This is a genomic window from Haemophilus haemolyticus M19501 (assembly GCF_000222025.1).
GTDB classification, from domain to species: domain Bacteria; phylum Pseudomonadota; class Gammaproteobacteria; order Enterobacterales; family Pasteurellaceae; genus Haemophilus; species Haemophilus haemolyticus_G.
The window spans coordinates 41,562-57,089 of sequence record NZ_AFQO01000006.1 but is presented as its reverse complement, the minus strand read 5'-3'; the positions used below and the strand labels follow the sequence as shown (position 1 = coordinate 57,089).

19 protein-coding genes are annotated in these 15,528 nt (G+C 38.4%); 14 read left to right on the top strand and 5 right to left on the bottom strand.

Features of this window, described 5'->3' with window-relative positions; all coding sequences use genetic code 11:
• Positions 1 to 217: 217 nt before the first annotated feature.
• The 9 genes from def (at position 218) to rseB (ending at position 7,659) form a co-directional block, all read left to right on the top strand.
• Positions 218 to 727, top strand: a complete 510-nt coding sequence (gene def / locus GG9_RS05795) for a peptide deformylase (protein WP_005630900.1) — start codon at positions 218 to 220, stop codon at positions 725 to 727.
• Between the two features lie 93 nt (positions 728 to 820).
• Entirely contained in the window at positions 821 to 1,777 is a 957-nt protein-coding gene (gene fmt / locus GG9_RS05800; protein WP_005630896.1) for a methionyl-tRNA formyltransferase, read from the top strand.
• Positions 1,777 to 3,132 (top strand): 16S rRNA (cytosine(967)-C(5))-methyltransferase RsmB, encoded by a 1,356-nt coding sequence (gene rsmB, locus GG9_RS05805; protein ID WP_005630893.1) that lies wholly within the window; start codon positions 1,777 to 1,779, stop codon positions 3,130 to 3,132. Before fmt ends, rsmB begins: the two co-directional genes overlap by 1 nt.
• Before the next feature lie 12 nt (positions 3,133 to 3,144).
• Positions 3,145 to 4,521 carry a Trk system potassium transporter TrkA gene (trkA, locus tag GG9_RS05810; RefSeq protein WP_005630890.1) on the top strand — a complete coding sequence of 459 codons (1,377 nt, stop codon included), beginning with the start codon at positions 3,145 to 3,147 and terminating at the stop codon, positions 4,519 to 4,521.
• A gap of 74 nt (positions 4,522 to 4,595) precedes the next feature.
• The gene (gene mscL, locus GG9_RS05815) at positions 4,596 to 4,982 is read left to right on the top strand and encodes a large-conductance mechanosensitive channel protein MscL (RefSeq protein WP_005630888.1); all 387 of its coding nucleotides are present in this window, start codon (positions 4,596 to 4,598) and stop codon (positions 4,980 to 4,982) included.
• Positions 4,983 to 5,076: 94 nt separating this feature from the next.
• The gene (locus GG9_RS0108590) at positions 5,077 to 5,334 is read left to right on the top strand and encodes an FAD assembly factor SdhE (protein ID WP_005643996.1); all 258 of its coding nucleotides are present in this window, start codon (positions 5,077 to 5,079) and stop codon (positions 5,332 to 5,334) included.
• Positions 5,335 to 5,442: 108 nt separating this feature from the next.
• Positions 5,443 to 6,021 (top strand): RNA polymerase sigma factor RpoE, encoded by a 579-nt coding sequence (gene rpoE / locus GG9_RS05820; RefSeq protein ID WP_005630881.1) that lies wholly within the window; start codon positions 5,443 to 5,445, stop codon positions 6,019 to 6,021.
• Positions 6,022 to 6,038: 17 nt separating this feature from the next.
• Positions 6,039 to 6,626 (top strand): sigma-E factor negative regulatory protein, encoded by a 588-nt coding sequence (locus tag GG9_RS05825; RefSeq protein ID WP_005630878.1) that lies wholly within the window; start codon positions 6,039 to 6,041, stop codon positions 6,624 to 6,626.
• An 85-nt stretch (positions 6,627 to 6,711) separates the two neighbouring features.
• Positions 6,712 to 7,659 carry a sigma-E factor regulatory protein RseB gene (gene rseB, locus GG9_RS05830; RefSeq protein WP_005630875.1) on the top strand — a complete coding sequence of 316 codons (948 nt, stop codon included), beginning with the start codon at positions 6,712 to 6,714 and terminating at the stop codon, positions 7,657 to 7,659.
• Positions 7,660 to 7,699: 40 nt separating this feature from the next.
• Here the strand turns inward: rseB and GG9_RS05835 are convergent, their stop codons facing one another.
• From GG9_RS05835 to rsmA, 4 genes are all read right to left on the bottom strand, one after another.
• The gene (locus tag GG9_RS05835) at positions 7,700 to 9,034 is read right to left on the bottom strand and encodes an NAD(P)/FAD-dependent oxidoreductase (RefSeq protein WP_005630872.1); all 1,335 of its coding nucleotides are present in this window, start codon (positions 9,032 to 9,034) and stop codon (positions 7,700 to 7,702) included.
• Positions 9,035 to 9,135: 101 nt separating this feature from the next.
• Positions 9,136 to 9,759 carry a glucose-6-phosphate 1-dehydrogenase family protein gene (locus GG9_RS05840; RefSeq protein WP_005630869.1) on the bottom strand — a complete coding sequence of 208 codons (624 nt, stop codon included), beginning with the start codon at positions 9,757 to 9,759 and terminating at the stop codon, positions 9,136 to 9,138.
• 9 nt (positions 9,760 to 9,768) lie between these two features.
• Positions 9,769 to 10,596: a bis(5'-nucleosyl)-tetraphosphatase (symmetrical) ApaH gene (apaH, locus tag GG9_RS05845; protein WP_005630867.1), complete on the bottom strand. Its 828-nt coding sequence runs from the start codon at positions 10,594 to 10,596 to the stop codon at positions 9,769 to 9,771.
• Between the two features lie 15 nt (positions 10,597 to 10,611).
• A complete protein-coding gene (gene rsmA / locus GG9_RS05850) occupies positions 10,612 to 11,475 on the bottom strand; it encodes a 16S rRNA (adenine(1518)-N(6)/adenine(1519)-N(6))-dimethyltransferase RsmA (RefSeq protein WP_005630864.1) in 864 nt (287 codons plus the stop codon).
• Positions 11,476 to 11,680: 205 nt separating this feature from the next.
• On the opposite strand from rsmA, the gene infA reads away from it, so the two are divergent.
• The 5 genes from infA to rplI all read left to right on the top strand — a co-directional run bounded on the left by infA (position 11,681) and on the right by rplI (position 13,496).
• The gene (infA, locus tag GG9_RS05855) at positions 11,681 to 11,899 is read left to right on the top strand and encodes a translation initiation factor IF-1 (protein ID WP_005627617.1); all 219 of its coding nucleotides are present in this window, start codon (positions 11,681 to 11,683) and stop codon (positions 11,897 to 11,899) included.
• A 200-nt stretch (positions 11,900 to 12,099) separates the two neighbouring features.
• Positions 12,100 to 12,477, top strand: a complete 378-nt coding sequence (gene rpsF, locus GG9_RS05860; protein WP_005627620.1) for a 30S ribosomal protein S6 — start codon at positions 12,100 to 12,102, stop codon at positions 12,475 to 12,477.
• Complete coding sequence (gene priB / locus GG9_RS05865) at positions 12,464 to 12,790, top strand: primosomal replication protein N (protein ID WP_005630861.1); 327 nt, start codon at positions 12,464 to 12,466, stop codon at positions 12,788 to 12,790. The genes rpsF and priB overlap by 14 nt, the downstream gene beginning before the upstream one ends.
• 12 nt (positions 12,791 to 12,802) lie before the next feature.
• On the top strand, positions 12,803 to 13,030 hold the full coding sequence (gene rpsR, locus GG9_RS05870) for a 30S ribosomal protein S18 (RefSeq protein WP_005598105.1): 228 nt from the start codon (positions 12,803 to 12,805) through the stop codon (positions 13,028 to 13,030).
• Between the two features lie 16 nt (positions 13,031 to 13,046).
• Positions 13,047 to 13,496 carry a 50S ribosomal protein L9 gene (rplI, locus tag GG9_RS05875; protein ID WP_005627626.1) on the top strand — a complete coding sequence of 150 codons (450 nt, stop codon included), beginning with the start codon at positions 13,047 to 13,049 and terminating at the stop codon, positions 13,494 to 13,496.
• 101 nt (positions 13,497 to 13,597) lie between these two features.
• On the opposite strand, the gene rpoD is transcribed toward rplI, so the two are convergent.
• Positions 13,598 to 15,481, bottom strand: coding sequence for an RNA polymerase sigma factor RpoD (gene rpoD / locus GG9_RS05880; RefSeq protein ID WP_005630859.1), 1,884 nt, complete (start codon positions 15,479 to 15,481; stop codon positions 13,598 to 13,600).
• Positions 15,482 to 15,528: the final 47 nt, after the last annotated feature.

Here is a 15,528-nt window from a genome sequence, read left to right as displayed (position 1 = left end):
GCTTATCTAAGTTAAATAAAAACAGAAGAACCCCGTGTCGAAAGATATGGGGTTTTAGCTTTTGGGAATTTACTCATTATTTAATCAAATAAGAGTCTAATTTTAATTTTCAATAAGTAAGTGATTTTTCAACTCATATGAAGTCACATTCCTATAAATGTTTTATTAGCTGTGCTATAATCCCGCTAAAATTCTACCCTTAAAAACAAGAGAAATTATGACCGCACTTAATGTATTAATTTATCCTGATGATCACTTAAAGGTTGTCTGTGAGCCTGTTACTGAAGTTAATGATGCAATTCGTAAAATTGTTGATGATATGTTTGATACGATGTATCAAGAGAAAGGTATTGGTTTAGCTGCACCTCAAGTAGATATTTTGCAACGTATTATTACTATTGATGTTGAAGGCGATAAACAGAATCAGTTTGTTTTGATTAACCCTGAAATTTTGGCTTCTGAAGGCGAAACGGGAATTGAAGAGGGGTGTTTATCCATTCCAGGGTTCCGTGCGTTGGTTCCTCGTAAAGAAAAAGTGACAGTGAGAGCGTTAGATCGTGATGGTAAAGAATTTACTTTAGATGCTGATGGTTTGCTTGCGATCTGTATTCAACACGAGATCGATCATCTTAATGGAATTTTATTTGTTGATTATCTTTCTCCACTTAAACGCCAGCGCATTAAAGAAAAGTTGATTAAATACAAGAAGCAGATTGCGAAAAGCTAAAACGTAGGGTGGGCTTTAGCCCACCAATCATTTCAAAAAACGGTGGGCTTAAGCCCACCCTACTTCCTATCAATTACCATAACGTAGAACATTATGAAATCACTTAATATTATTTTTGCTGGTACGCCAGATTTTGCTGCACAGCATTTACAAGCCATTCTAAATTCTCAACATAATGTGATCGCTGTTTATACGCAATCTGATAAACCAGCTGGTCGCGGTAAGAAATTGCAAGCAAGTCCTGTAAAGCAACTTGCTGAGCAAAATAACATTCCCGTTTATCAACCTAAATCCTTACGTAAAGAAGAGGCTCAGTCCGAATTAAAAGCGTTAAATGCAGATGTAATGGTTGTTGTCGCTTATGGATTAATTTTACCGAAAGCTGTATTAGATGCCCCTCGTTTAGGTTGTTTGAATGTGCATGGTTCTATTCTTCCACGTTGGCGAGGTGCAGCACCAATTCAGCGTTCAATTTGGGCTGGCGATGTACAAACGGGTGTAACCATTATGCAAATGGATGAAGGTTTAGATACAGGCGATATGTTACATAAAGTCTATTGTGATATTTTACCGACTGAAACTTCAACGAGTCTTTATAACAAACTGGCAGAGCTTGCTCCATCAGTATTAATCGATGTTTTAGATAATCTTGAAAACAGTAAATTTATAGCGGAAAAACAAGATGGCAGCCAAAGTAATTATGCAGAAAAACTTTCCAAAGAAGAGGCACAATTAGATTGGTCACTTCCTGCAGTGCAACTTGAGCGTAATATCCGCGCTTTTAATCCTTGGCCAATTGCCTATTTTTCAACAGAAGACAAGGATGGCAATGCACAAACTTTAAAAGTGTATCAAGCGGAAGTGTTGCCTCATCAAGATAAACCTGCGGGAACTATTTTAAGTGCGGATAAAAATGGCATTCAAATTGCGACTGTCGATGGCGTCTTAAACTTATTGCAATTACAACCTGCAGGTAAAAAGCCTATGTCTGCACAAGATTTATTAAATGGCCGTGCAGAATGGTTTACTATTGGTAAGGCGCTTGTATAATGAAAAAATTTTCTTCTAAAACTATCAAAGTAAGAAATTCAGTAAAAATGACCGCACTTTCGACCAGGGCTATTGCAGCAAACTTAATTTTGCAAGTATTGGATGAAGGCAAATCCTTGTCGGCGTTAATCCCAGAAGTGCAACTTTCTGTAAAAGCTCAAGATTTGCCCTTACTACAAGAAATTTGTTTTGGCGTGTGTCGAGTGTTGCCTCGCTTAGAGCAAATTATCAAACGTCTTGTGGATAAACCGCTTAAAGGTAAAACTCGCATTGTTCATTGCCTGTTACTTGTAGGGTTATACCAATTGCTTTATATGCGAGTGCCTGCTCATGCGGCAGTTGATGAAGTTGTGAACGCAACAAAATCATTAAAATCTGATAGTTTTAGAGGATTAGTGAATGCGGTTCTGCGTAGATTTTTACGTGAGCAAGATGAAATTTTGGCAATTATCGATAAAAATTGGCAAACGCTTCACTCTGAATGGTTCGTGAATAAATTAAAAAAAGCTTATCCGAATTGGAGAGAGATCATTGAGGAGAACAATCAGAAACCACCAATGTGGCTACGTGTGAATTCACAAAAAAACTCCCTCGAAACTTACCGCACTTTACTTGAAGAACAAGGTATTTCTGCAAAAACAAGTCACCATCCTAATGCGCTATGTTTAGATATACCGATTGCTGTGCAAAAATTACCGCACTTTGAAGAAGGGGCGGTTACGGTACAAGATTTGAGTGCACAGTGGGCTGCAACGTTGCTTGAGCCAAAAAATGAGGAATGGATCCTCGATGCTTGCGCGGCACCGGGCGGTAAAACGACTCATATTTTAGAACTGGCACCTCAAGCTAATGTGATTGCATTAGATGTAGAATCTCATCGCTTAAAACGAGTAGAAGAAAATCTTGCACGTTTAAATCAGCAAGCGATAGTGGTGTGTGGTGATGCGAGTAAACCTGACGAATGGTTAGCTGAAATCGGTAAAAGTGCGGTGAAATTTGACCGAATTTTACTTGATGCGCCTTGTTCTGCAACAGGGGTGATTCGACGCCACCCCGATATAAAATGGTTACGTAAAGAAACCGATATCGCTCAGCTTGTTGAATTACAGAAGAAAATTCTGAGTGCGCTTTGGGAAAAATTGAAGCCAAATGGTGTTTTGCTTTATGCTACTTGTTCTGTATTGCCAGAAGAAAATTGCGAACAAATCCAAGCATTTTTAAATGCTCACGCAGATGCGGAGTTATTGTCATTACCTTTTAGTGATGATAAAAGTGCGGTGGGTTTTCAATTCATTCCGCAACCAAATAGTGGTGATGGGTTCTATTATGCGAAATTGCTTAAACGAGCATCATAAGGGAGGGCGATAATGAAAATCATCATTTTGGGTGCAGGTCAGGTAGGAACAACGCTTGCCGAAAATTTGGTTAGTGAAGATAACGATATCACACTCGTTGATAACGAGTCTCCACAGTTACAAGCTTTACAAGAAAAGCATGATTTGCGTGTGGTGCAAGGCTCGCCATCATCACCAAAAGTGCTTCGTGATGCAGGTGCGGCCGATGCCGATTTAATGGTTGCCGTGACAGCCTCCGATGAAATCAATATGGTCGCTTGCCAAATGGGCTATACATTATTTAATACGCCAACGCGAATTGCACGTATCCGTAATTCAGAATATTTACGTGAAAAAGACAAGTTGTTCAACAATGAAAATATACCTATTGATCATTTAATTTCGCCTGAAAATCTTGTAACAGATGAAATTACACGCTTAATTGCTTATCCAGGGGCATTACAAGTTGCCCATTTTGCTAATAATCGTATTAGTATGGTTGTGGTAAGAGCTTATTATGGTGGTCCTTTGGTTGGATATGCGCTTTCCGCATTTCGTGAACATATGCCACATATTGATTGTCGTATTATGTCTATTTTGCGTAACGGCAAACCGATTCGTCCGCAGGGTTCTACTATTGTTGAAGCCGGTGATGAAATTACTTTTATTTGCGCAACTGAGCACATAAAAGCAGTAATGAGTGAACTTCAACGTTTAGAAAAACCTTATAAACGTGTAATGATTGTTGGGGGCGGAAATGTTGCCGCTGGCGTAGCGAAATGTTTAGAAAATGTCTGTACTGTAAAATTAATTGAGCGTGATGAGGAAAGGGCTAATTTGCTAGCTGAAAAACTTTCAAAAACCTTGGTTTTTTATGGTGATGCGTCTGATCAAAATTTATTGTTTGAAGAGCATATTGAAAATGTCGATGTGTTCCTTTCATTGAGTAGTGATGATGAAGCGAATATTATGTCCGCTTTATTGGCAAAACGTTTGGGCGCCAAGAAAGCAATGGTGCTGATTCAACGTATTGCTTATATAAACCTGATTCAAGGTGGAAGTATTGATATTGTGGTTTCACCGCAGCAAGCAACAATTTCTGCTTTGCTTGGTCATGTTCGTAAAGGGGATGTGAAAAATGTGGCTACATTACGACATGGTATTGCTGAGGCTATTGAAATTGTCGCGCATGGTGATGAAAGCACCTCCAATGTGGTCGGGCGCAAAATTGGTGAGCTGCGTTTGCCTATGGGGACTATTATTGGTGCCTTATTGCGCGGTAATGATGTAATTGTTGCACGACGCCAAGTTGTGATTGAAGAAGGCGATCATGTGGTGATTTATTTGAGTGATAAGAAGAATGTGCCTGAAATTGAAAAATTGTTCCAGCCAAGTGCATTCTTCATTTAACGATTTATTTACTTTTAAGAGCGGCTCATTATAATCGTCGCTCTTTTTATTCAATCTCTAAAGGAAAAATTATTATGAGTTTTATTAAAGAATTTCGCGAATTTGCAATGCGCGGTAATGTTGTAGATATGGCTGTCGGTGTGATTATCGGTGGTGCGTTTGGTAAGATCGTAAGTTCACTTGTTAGTGATATTTTTATGCCTGTTCTTGGTATTTTAACGGGTGGCATTGATTTCAAAGATATGAAATTTGTATTAGCTCAAGCACAGGGCGATGTTCCAGCTGTTACTTTAAACTACGGTGTGTTTATTCAGAATGTGATTGATTTCATTATTATTGCTTTTGCAATCTTTATGATGATTAAGGCACTTAATAAAGTGAGAAAACCAGAAGAGAAAAAAGCAGGTCCTACATCGGAAGATTTGCTCACAGAAATTCGTGACTTATTAAAGAATAAATAATGAAATTGAAAAATAAAGGTTGGTAAATATGCCAACCTTTTTTTATTGTTATTTTTTAGGCTATAATCGCCCCCTAAAATTTAAGGAATTAAAAATGGAAAAATATAATAAACTCCGTATTGAATGGGATTGCCGCCGAGGAATGTTGGAGTTGGATAAAATCATTATGCCTTTTTATTTGAAGCATTTTGATGAATTAACAGATGACAAAAAAGATATATTTATTCGTTTATTAGCAAGTACAGATCTGCAGCTGTTTTCTTGGTTTTTTAATCGTGGTCAATCATCGGATTCAGAAATTCAATCTATGGTGGAGTATATCCAAAACGTACAAAAAATCACAACTAATTAAAATTATTAAGATACGTATGAACTTTTTTCACACACTTGTGTCTGAGATTGCAATAAGAGCTTGCTGTCTTGAATATTAAGGCGTGTTAGATATTGGCATAGGAGAAATATGGCTGAACAGCTAACAGATCAGGCTTTGGTAGAAAGAGTGCAGCAAGGGGATAAGAAAGCCTTCAATTTGTTGGTTTCTCGTTATCAGAATAAAGTGGCGGGACTTTTGACTCGCTATGTATCACGTAACGATATTCCTGATGTGGTGCAAGAATCCTTTATAAAGGCTTATCGCTCAATTGAATCTTTTCGTGGCGAAAGTGCTTTCTATACATGGCTTTATCGAATTGCCGTCAATACGGCAAAAAATTATTTAACGGCTCAAGGGCGCCGCCCACCTAATGAAGATATTTTAGCTGAGGATGCTGAAAATTATGATGTGGGTACGCACTTGCGGGATGTAGATACACCCGAAAATGAAATGTTATCTAGTGAACTTGAACGAATCGTGTTTAGTACGATTCACAGTTTGCCAGAAGATTTAAAAACAGCAATCACCTTGCGAGAGCTAGAAGGTTTGAGCTATGAAGAGATTGCAGAAATTATGGATTGCCCTGTTGGTACTGTTCGTTCTCGTATTTTCCGCGCAAGGGAAATTATTGAGAATAAAATTCAGCTACTGATGCAACGCGAATAAAAATGTCGGAGTTTACTATGCAAAAAGAGCAACTTTCAGCCTATATGGATGGCGAACAAGTCGAGGCTGGCTTGACAGATGCTTTATTGAAAGACGAAGAATTACAAGAATCTTGGCAGGCATTCCATGCTGTGCGAGCAGTGATGCGTAAAGAAAGCTCCTTGTTTCTAGGGGCTGATTTTACCGCTAAAATGGCAGGTTTAATTGAACCTGAAGAAGTGAAGAAAGTCGATGTCATTGCGGTGTCTCAACCTGAACTAGAAGACGCACATAATTCTGCATTTATGCAAAAATTAAAAGCGTTCTTTGCGCCAATGACGCAAGTTGCTGTTGCTGCTGGTGTATGTTTAGTGGCGGTACTTGGTGTTCAATCTTTCAATAATAAAAACGATGCGTCTAATTTACCTGAGACTCCAGTGTTGCAAACCTTGCCATTTAATAACTCGGTTCAAGAGGTTAGCTATAATGCGCCGAGTAAAGATACATTGACATCAGATCAGCTTGAACAAAAAAGTCGCCGTATTGGTGCGATGTTACAGAACTATGAATTACAACGTCGTATGCATGCCGATGCATTAAATGTAAGTAGTAATAGTCAGAAATAATACGATTAGTTCAGTTAGTTTATGTTAATTCACCACCTAATATGTTATTTAGCGTGGTGAATTTTTATCCTTTAAATTTATTTTTATGAAAAAAATCGCGTTAAAATTCACCGCACTTTCTCTTTCTTTACTACTAAGTAGCATTGCTTCTGCTGAAGATCTTTCTGCAAAGCAGTCTTTAGATAAAATGACACAAGCATTGGATAATCTCAATTATGAAATTGCCTTTGTTCAAACAACGCCATCAAATATGGATTCCTTTCGCTATCGTCATATTAAGAAAGATAATAAAACTTATGCGCAATTAGTGACGCTTGATGGGCGTCAACAAGAAATTATTCAACGTGATAATTTAGTCAGTTATTTTCAGCCAAATGCACAAGCATTTACGCTTAATAGTGGCAATATAGTTGATGCGATGCCAGCGGTTGTGCGTGCAAATTTTGATAAGCTTTCTCTAGTTTATGATTTTATAAAACTAGGCAAAGATCGAGTGGCTGGTCGTTTTGCTGACACGATTCGTATTATCCCTAAAGATGATTTCCGATATCAGTATTTGGTGTTTATAGATGAAGAAAATGGTTTATTATTACGCGGCGATATGCTTGATCGTGAAGGTAAATTACTTGATCAGTTCAGAGTCGTAACACTTTATATTGATGATAGACTAAGAGGGTTGACGGAGTATATTAACAAAGTCTCAACGCCCCCTTTGTTGAAAGAAAGTAAAAATGAACAAAGTTCAGATATAACTTGGTCTGCAGGTTGGTTGCCACAAGGTTTTTCTTTAATTCGATATACTCAAGAAACATTAGAAAATGAAGTTGTAGATAGTGCGCTATATAGCGATGGTTTATTTACTTTTACACTATTTGTTTCTAATGCAGGCTCTAATGTTTTGCCAGAAAATAGTTGGAAACAAGGGGCATATACGATTTATAGTGAAGTGAATGGCGGAAAAGAAATTACTTTTATCGGGCAATTGCCCATAGCTGCAGCTAAGCGAATTGTACAAGAAGTTAAATTTCGATAAGAAGTGCGGTGATTTTTCACCGCACTTTTGTCTTTTACGACTAGTGTAATTTTAATCTTGGTTTTAAATAACGATTAAGTTTATCAACCAGAATAATCAATCCAATTTTAATGCAACCATGTAAAGCATGTTGATGCATTCTATATAAGGATACATAGGCAAATTGTGCAAATTTACCTTGAACGGTAAGGGGACTTTTTCCAAATTTATTCGAAATACTGCCTAATGCAGTAAAGCTCGAAAGAGAAACCAAGGTACCTTTATCATTATATTTAAATGTTTTTAATGGTTTTTGCTCAAAAAGTGCAAAGATATTTTTTGCACAAGCTTTTGCCATTTGATGTGCGGCTTGAGCTCTTGGCGGGACTAATGTACCGTTTGGCTGTGTTAATGCTGCACAGTCGCCAATGGCAAAAATACTGTCATCAACGGTTGTTTGAAGCGTGTCTTTTACCACTAATTGATTGATTCGATTGAGTTCTAATCCATCAAATTGTTGTGTCACTGTTGAAGTGCGAACGCCTGCGGCCCAAACAATGAGATCTGCCTTAATTTCTTCTCCATCTTTGGTGATAAGGGTATTTGGTTGAGCTTCGGTGATCATTGTATTTAATTTTACGTTCGTGCCCATTTCTTGCAACTCGTCTAATACCGCAGCAGATAAATCTTCGGGTAGTGCTGGCAGTAAGCGAGGTCCCGCTTCAACGAGAGTGACTTGTAAACATGAGTTATCAATCTTGCCATAGCCGTAAGAAGATAAATCTTCCGTGGCATGATAAAGCTCAGCTGTTAATTCCACGCCGGTTGCGCCACCACCAACAATCGCAATATTTACTTTGCTTTCATCGACTAATTTCTGTTTAAATTCTTCTTCACCAATATCATCTAAAGCACGGTTTTCAGAGAATTTAAGAAATAATTCCAACATTTTTTGCTGAAAGCGCAACGCTTGATCTGAGCTGTCTAAGAAAATACAGTTATCAGCTACACCCTTTGTGTTGAAATCATTTGATTTGCTACCAATTGCAACCACTAAATAATCGTAAGGAATTCGGCGAGCAACGACGAGCATATCGCCTTCTTGCCCATAAACGGGGGCGAGTTCAACATATTTTTGTTCACGATTAATACGCGTGATTGAGCCTTGCTCAAAACTAAAATGGTGGTTTTTACCATGTGCGCGATAGCTAAGAGAGTCCGTGCCATCATCCATTACACCCGTTGCAATTTCATGTAATAAGGGTTTCCATAAATGAGTGGCATTACGATCCACAAGTGTCACCTTAGCTTGTCTTTTTCGACCTAATTTATCACCTAAGAATGTCGCTAATTCAATGCCGCCAGCGCCCCCGCCAACGATCACGACGTTTTTCATAAGCTCTCCTAAAAGTTTAAATTGTTAAAAATGTTAAATTAATGTAATGATAACATAACAACTAAACAGGGCGAAAAACTTTCATGAAAATAACCGCACTTTTATTGATGGCAATATTCGTAGATTGGTTTTAATGCTTGAATAGTTTGAGTGATAAAAGATACGGGATTTATTTGACTGAGTTCCGATTTTTCAATGCTTTTTCCTATGCACCAAAAATCTTCTTCTGAGCGTAAAATGAGATCGTTTTTAGTTATTTGTTTTACTTGGCGAAAATCATCATATTCACTTTCATCTTCTCGCCAAATATCAAAACCAGCAAATTGTTTGAAATCAAATTGATCAAGCCACTGATTATATTGTTGCACATTAATTTGTGAGCGATCAGCACGATAGCAATGCCAATCTAAGCACACTCTTAGTCGGCGACGATTTAAGAGCACAGAAAAGATTGCTGCAGAATTTTGGTTAAACTCGTATTTAAAATAAGCGAAGAAATGTGCTCGAACCTGCCAACCATTGGTCCAGCTTTCAATATGCGGTTTTGCAAAAGGCGTACCGAGTTGTGCTGAAACAGATTGAATTATCGCTTTCCAGTTATCCCAATGTAATTTGTAATCAGCTTTAATCGCCGGAATATCTTCCGAGCAGAATTTTTTCATTTGGGCGAATTGGTAGAAAGGAATATTGAACAGTTCACAAGATTCGGCAGTAAGCGAGAGCATAGCATTTCCTTAAAAATCACTGTAATTTTTGACCGCACTTTGCGTGAAAATTTGTTTATCTTCCCAACGTAACATGGTCATACGATTATTCCACACGCATCCCGTATCCAACGCATAAATATCTTGTGGCGTCGGCTCATCCACTAAACTTGCCCAATGTCCGAATACAATGGGAATTTGTTTATAAAGTGGATTATCTAAATTAAACCAAGGTGTGAGCTCCGCTGGCGCATCTTTTAAAGGAGATTTACAAGCAAAATCAAAGCGATGATCCAAATAGCAAAAACGCATTCGAGTGAAAGCATTAATAATGTAGCGATGACGTGCTAAGCCCTGTAAATCTGGCGACCAGCGATCAGGCTGTTCAGAATACATATTTTCAATAAGATAATGAAAATCGCCGTGCTGTAAAATCTGTTCAACTTCAGCCGCACAAGCTTTCGCCGTTTCTAAATCCCAATCAGGCGAAATACCTGCGTGTGCCATCAGGAAGTTTAATTCTCCATTATGGACAAGTAATGACTGATGGCGTAACCAATGAATCAGATCATCAAAATCCGGTGCATTAAAAATGGCATCAACACGATCACGAGGTTTTATTTTTTTAATACCCAGTGCAGTCGCAATTAAATGTAAATCGTGATTACCTAGTACGGTTTGTGCTGTATTACCAAGTGATTTTACGAAACGAAGACATTCAAGTGATTTATCCCCACGCGCTACAAGATCCCCCACAAGATAAAGTTTATCTTGCGTAGGATTGAAATCTACACGTTCTAATAAAAGCTGTAATTCGTCATAACAGCCTTGCAAATCACCGACGAAATAGGTTGCCATTTTTGACCGCTCTTTTTACTCTTCTGAATCTAAGATTTCATCTTTATTAATATCAGCGGGTGGATTATCCGCCAACCAGTTTGCTAAACGCGCATAATCTGCGATAGCCAGATTTTCTGCACGTGCATTTAAATCAATACCAAGTGCGGTCAGATTTTCAGGTGAAAATAATGTTGAGAGTGCATTACGCAGCGTTTTACGGCGTTGATTGAACGCTTGGGAGCAAACACGGTTCAACCAATATAAATCTTTTACAGGGTGCGGCAATTCCTTATGCGGAATTAAACGCACAACCGCTGAATCCACTTTCGGTGCTGGTTTGAAGGCAGAAGGTGGCACTTCAAGTACTGGCATCACTTGGCAGAAATATTGCGCCATAATGGTTAAACGACCATAAGCTTTGCTATTTGGTCCTGCGCATAAGCGTTTTACCACTTCTTTTTGCAGCATAAAGTGCATATCTTGAATCACATCATGATACTTAAATAAGTGGAACATCAATGGGGTGGAAATGTTGTAAGGCAAGTTACCAAACACACGTAATTTTTGACCTTTTTCTGCTAAATTCTCTTTTGTATAAAGCTCACCAAAATCAAATTGCATGGCATCCGTTTCAATAACAGTCAGTTTCTGATGTAAAAATGGATGATGACGTAAACGTTCCGCTAAGTCTCGGTCAAGCTCTACCACAGTTAGATGATCGACAAGTTCACCAACAGGCTCTGTTAATGCACCAAGTCCCGGACCAATTTCCACTAAGAATTGATTAGGTTGTGGGTAAATCGCTGCCACGATACCTTGAATTACAGAAGTATCATGTAAAAAGTTTTGACCAAAGCGTTTACGCGCCGTATGACCTAAGTGTTTTTTTGAATTCATATACTATCTTTTTTTATAAAAGTGCGGTTATTATAGGGCTTGTTTTGGCTTTGTAAATCATTGTTAACTTATGCTAATTTGAGTTTTTTATGAACAATATTATTTTTTCTTTCGTAGAAAGCTAAAAACGGCTATAATCCGCCCGTTTTTCTTAACTTTTCCGCCTAAAGTGCGGATAAAAAATCGATTATTTTTAGAGGATACAATGGCGAAAGAAGATTGCATTGAGATGCAAGGCACAATTTTAGAGACTTTACCGAATACTATGTTCCGCGTGGAGTTGGAAAACGGTCACGTGGTTACTGCGCATATTTCTGGAAAAATGCGTAAAAACTATATCCGTATTTTGACTGGGGATAAAGTGACTGTAGAAATGACCCCTTATGATTTAAGTAAAGGTCGTATTATTTTCCGCAGTCGTTAATTACAGAAGATTTGAGATAGGCCGATATTATTACAATATCGGCCTTCTTTTTTTTGGTTAAAAAGAACTCAAACGGGTTGCGGAACGTAAAAAAATCGGTATAATCCGCAAACCTTAGCCACATTGAATTTTTCGTTCCTTGCCTTTGCAGATTGGTGGCTGATCTACGTCAAAGGCTGATTAACCCGTAAGGAGCAGTAATGCGTCACTACGAAATCGTGTTTATGGTTCATCCGGACCAAAGCGAGCAAGTACCAGGTATGATCGAACGTTACACCGGTTCTGTAAAAGAAGCTGGTGGTCAAGTTCATCGCCTAGAAGATTGGGGTCGTCGTCAATTAGCGTACCCAATTAATAAATTACACAAAGCACATTATGTGCTTATGAATGTAGAAGCGCCTCAACAAGTCATCGACGAGCTAGAAACGACTTTCCGTTATAACGATGCTGTATTACGCAGTCTTGTTATCCATACTAAGCACGCCGTAACAGAAGCGTCCCCAATGAAAGCGGCTAAAGAAGAACGTAAACCTTTAGCTGAAGTTGAAAACAACGATTTTGAGGATGCTGAAGAGTAATTTGAAAATTGATAATCGTTTTTCGGTTATGGGAGTCGTTTCTCAGTTGCCAAAGCGATTAAAGAGCCCTAGTGGAATTGAGCATTGCAAGTTTTTGTTAGAACATCGTTCTGATCAGATTGAAGGTGGTTTCACACGTCAAGCTTGGTTAAAGATGCCAGTTCAAATTAGTGGTAATCAATTGATAGAAAAAACTCAAAGCATTACGGTCGGTAGTAAAATTTTGGTGGTGGGATTTATTACATCACATAAAACCCAAAGTGGGTTATGCCAATTAGTTTTACATGCCGAGCAAATCGAATTTATAGATTAGGAGACTAGCCAAATGGCACGTTATTTCCGTCGTCGTAAGTTCTGCCGTTTCACAGCGGAAAATGTTGTTGAAATCGATTACAAAGATATCGCTACATTAAAGAACTATATTTCAGAAAGCGGCAAAATTGTACCTAGCCGTATTACCGGTACTCGTGCGAAGTACCAACGTCAATTAGCTCGTGCAATCAAACGCGCTCGCTATTTAGCGTTACTTCCATACACTGACAATCATCAGTAATTAAGGAGATACGGTAATGCAAGTAATTCTTTTAGATAAAATTGTTCACTTAGGTCAAGTGGGCGATCAAGTAAATGTTAAATCAGGTTTTGCACGTAACTTCTTAATCCCACAAGGTAAAGCAGTTATGGCAACTAAAGCTAACATTGAACACTTTGAAGCACGTCGTGCAGAATTAGAAGCCGCAGCAGCAGCAAATCTTGCAGCAGCTCAAGCTCGTGCAGCAGAAGTTACTGCATTAGGTTCTGTGACTATTGCATCTAAAGCAGGTGATGAAGGTCGTTTATTCGGCGCAATCACTACTCGTGATGTGGCAGAAGCAGTAACTGCAGCAGGCGTTAAAATTGCGAAAAGTGAAGTTCGTTTACCAAACGGTCCAATCCGTACTCTTGGTGACCACGATGTTCGTTTCCAACTTCACGGTGAAGTATTTGCAACATTAGATGTAATCGTTGTTGCAGAATAATTTGTCAGATAGGCAAAATAAAACCCGGTCTTAGATCGGGTTTTTTATTATTAGTTTAACGTAATAAAAAAGGAGCTATAGCTCCTTTTTATTTGTAACGTTTAGTCGTCAAGGAAACTTCTTAATGTTTCTGATCGGCTCGGATGACGTAATTTACGTAACGCTTTTGCTTCAATTTGACGAATACGTTCACGTGTGACATCGAATTGTTTACCCACTTCTTCAAGCGTATGGTCGGTATTCATATCTATACCAAAACGCATGCGCAATACTTTTGCTTCTCGTGGTGTTAGGCCTTCAAGAACTTCATGGGTCGCGACTCTTAAACTTTGTGCTGTTGCTGAATCTAAAGGAAGTTCTAAGGTTGAATCTTCAATAAAATCACCTAAATGTGAGTCATCGTCATCACCGATAGGCGTTTCCATAGAAATTGGCTCTTTTGCAATTTTCAATACTTTACGGATTTTATCTTCCGGCATTCCCATACGTTCAGCTAATTCTTCTGGCGTTGCTTCACGTCCCATTTCTTGTAATAACTGGCGAGAAATGCGGTTAAGTTTATTGATTGTTTCAATCATATGTACCGGAATACGGATTGTGCGAGCTTGATCCGCAATAGAGCGCGTAATGGCTTGGCGAATCCACCAAGTAGCATATGTAGAGAATTTATAACCACGGCGATACTCAAATTTATCTACCGCTTTCATTAAACCAATATTCCCTTCTTGAATTAAGTCTAGGAATTGTAAACCGCGGTTCGTATATTTTTTCGCGATGGAAATTACTAAACGTAAGTTAGCTTCTACCATTTCTTTTTTAGCGCGACGAGCTTTTTGTTCACCTCTAGCTACCGCATCACAAATATCACGCATTTGGGTAATGGTAAGTTTCGTATTTTCTTCAATGTTAGCTAAGTTGTTTAATGCCTCAAGAATACGTTCTTCATATTTTGGTAAGCGTTTTGCCCATGGTTTGCTTGATTTTAAGGCTTTTTGTACCCATTCAGTATTGCTGCCATTAGTCGTAATGAGTTTTTCAAAATCATCTTTTGGTATTCCTGCAATATCAACTAATATTTTTTGTAATTGACGTTCTTCGTAGCGCACACGTTTCATCATTTCTTTCATTGATAAAACGAGTAAATCGAATTGTTTTGGTACTAAGCGGAATTGTTTAAATATTTCACCAAGCAGTGCAATTTGATCCTGGGCACGTTTTCCTGAGCGACCATGTTTTTCAATAACAGCAAGCGTTTTGCTGTGTTGCTCTTTTAGCTGTTGGAATTTTTCTCTCGCGACCTCTGGATCGATGCTATTATCAGATTCGCTTGAATCTGATGTAGATTCTGATTCGCTTTCGTCTTCATCTTCATTGTCTTCAACATCTGCACTTTCTGATTCTTCTCCGTCTTCAGAAAAGTTTTCGTCAATGACATTATGTTCTTCTATTTCGGCATTTGGATCGACAAAACCTGTAATTAAGTCAGCTAAACGGAAGTTTCCTTTTTCCACATCATCATAATTTTTTAGCAATCCGTTTAAGGCTTCAGGGTATGCAGCAATGGATGTTTGAACTTCATCAATTCCTTCTTCAATACGTTTTGCAATGCTGATTTCATCTTCACGAGTAAGAAGATCAACTGTTCCCATTTCACGCATATACATACGGACAGGATCGGTTGTTCGACCGATTTCAGATTCTACATTTGAAAGAATTTGGGTTGCCTCTTCCACCGCATCTTCATCTGGAATGGTGTCATTCAACATCATCTCATCGCTTTCTGGGGCTTCGTCTAATACGGGGATCCCTGCATCATTTTGTAGCGTTTGTAGCAACTTATCGTAATATTCAGGGTCGATGACATCTTCTGGTAATAAATCATTAATTTCTGCATAGGTTAAATAACCTTGTGTGCGACCTAATTCCATCAGTTGTTCAATTTGTTCTGAATATTGTTCAGCCGTAGATTGTTGATTTTTTTCCATTTTTATATCCGTTTTGCTTGATGTGATAGTAGCAATATAATTCTTGT

Excerpts from the sequence above, each read along its gene's own strand:
- mscL (WP_005630888.1), top strand. The coding sequence starts at position 4,596 with ATGAGTTTTATTAAAGAATTTCGCGAATTTGCAATGCGCGGTAATGTT.
- rplI (WP_005627626.1), top strand. The coding sequence starts at position 13,047 with ATGCAAGTAATTCTTTTAGATAAAATTGTTCACTTAGGTCAAGTGGGC.
- rseB (WP_005630875.1), top strand. The coding sequence starts at position 6,712 with ATGAAAAAAATCGCGTTAAAATTCACCGCACTTTCTCTTTCTTTACTA.
- GG9_RS0108590 (WP_005643996.1), top strand. The coding sequence starts at position 5,077 with ATGGAAAAATATAATAAACTCCGTATTGAATGGGATTGCCGCCGAGGA.
- rpoE (WP_005630881.1), top strand. The coding sequence starts at position 5,443 with ATGGCTGAACAGCTAACAGATCAGGCTTTGGTAGAAAGAGTGCAGCAA.
- rsmB (WP_005630893.1), top strand. The coding sequence starts at position 1,777 with ATGAAAAAATTTTCTTCTAAAACTATCAAAGTAAGAAATTCAGTAAAA.
- apaH (WP_005630867.1), bottom strand. The coding sequence starts at position 10,596 with ATGGCAACCTATTTCGTCGGTGATTTGCAAGGCTGTTATGACGAATTA.
- trkA (WP_005630890.1), top strand. The coding sequence starts at position 3,145 with ATGAAAATCATCATTTTGGGTGCAGGTCAGGTAGGAACAACGCTTGCC.
- infA (WP_005627617.1), top strand. The coding sequence starts at position 11,681 with ATGGCGAAAGAAGATTGCATTGAGATGCAAGGCACAATTTTAGAGACT.
- def (WP_005630900.1), top strand. The coding sequence starts at position 218 with ATGACCGCACTTAATGTATTAATTTATCCTGATGATCACTTAAAGGTT.
- rsmA (WP_005630864.1), bottom strand. The coding sequence starts at position 11,475 with ATGAATTCAAAAAAACACTTAGGTCATACGGCGCGTAAACGCTTTGGT.
- GG9_RS05835 (WP_005630872.1), bottom strand. The coding sequence starts at position 9,034 with ATGAAAAACGTCGTGATCGTTGGCGGGGGCGCTGGCGGCATTGAATTA.
- priB (WP_005630861.1), top strand. The coding sequence starts at position 12,464 with ATGCTGAAGAGTAATTTGAAAATTGATAATCGTTTTTCGGTTATGGGA.
- rpsR (WP_005598105.1), top strand. The coding sequence starts at position 12,803 with ATGGCACGTTATTTCCGTCGTCGTAAGTTCTGCCGTTTCACAGCGGAA.
- rpoD (WP_005630859.1), bottom strand. The coding sequence starts at position 15,481 with ATGGAAAAAAATCAACAATCTACGGCTGAACAATATTCAGAACAAATT.
- rpsF (WP_005627620.1), top strand. The coding sequence starts at position 12,100 with ATGCGTCACTACGAAATCGTGTTTATGGTTCATCCGGACCAAAGCGAG.
- fmt (WP_005630896.1), top strand. The coding sequence starts at position 821 with ATGAAATCACTTAATATTATTTTTGCTGGTACGCCAGATTTTGCTGCA.
- GG9_RS05840 (WP_005630869.1), bottom strand. The coding sequence starts at position 9,759 with ATGCTCTCGCTTACTGCCGAATCTTGTGAACTGTTCAATATTCCTTTC.
- GG9_RS05825 (WP_005630878.1), top strand. The coding sequence starts at position 6,039 with ATGCAAAAAGAGCAACTTTCAGCCTATATGGATGGCGAACAAGTCGAG.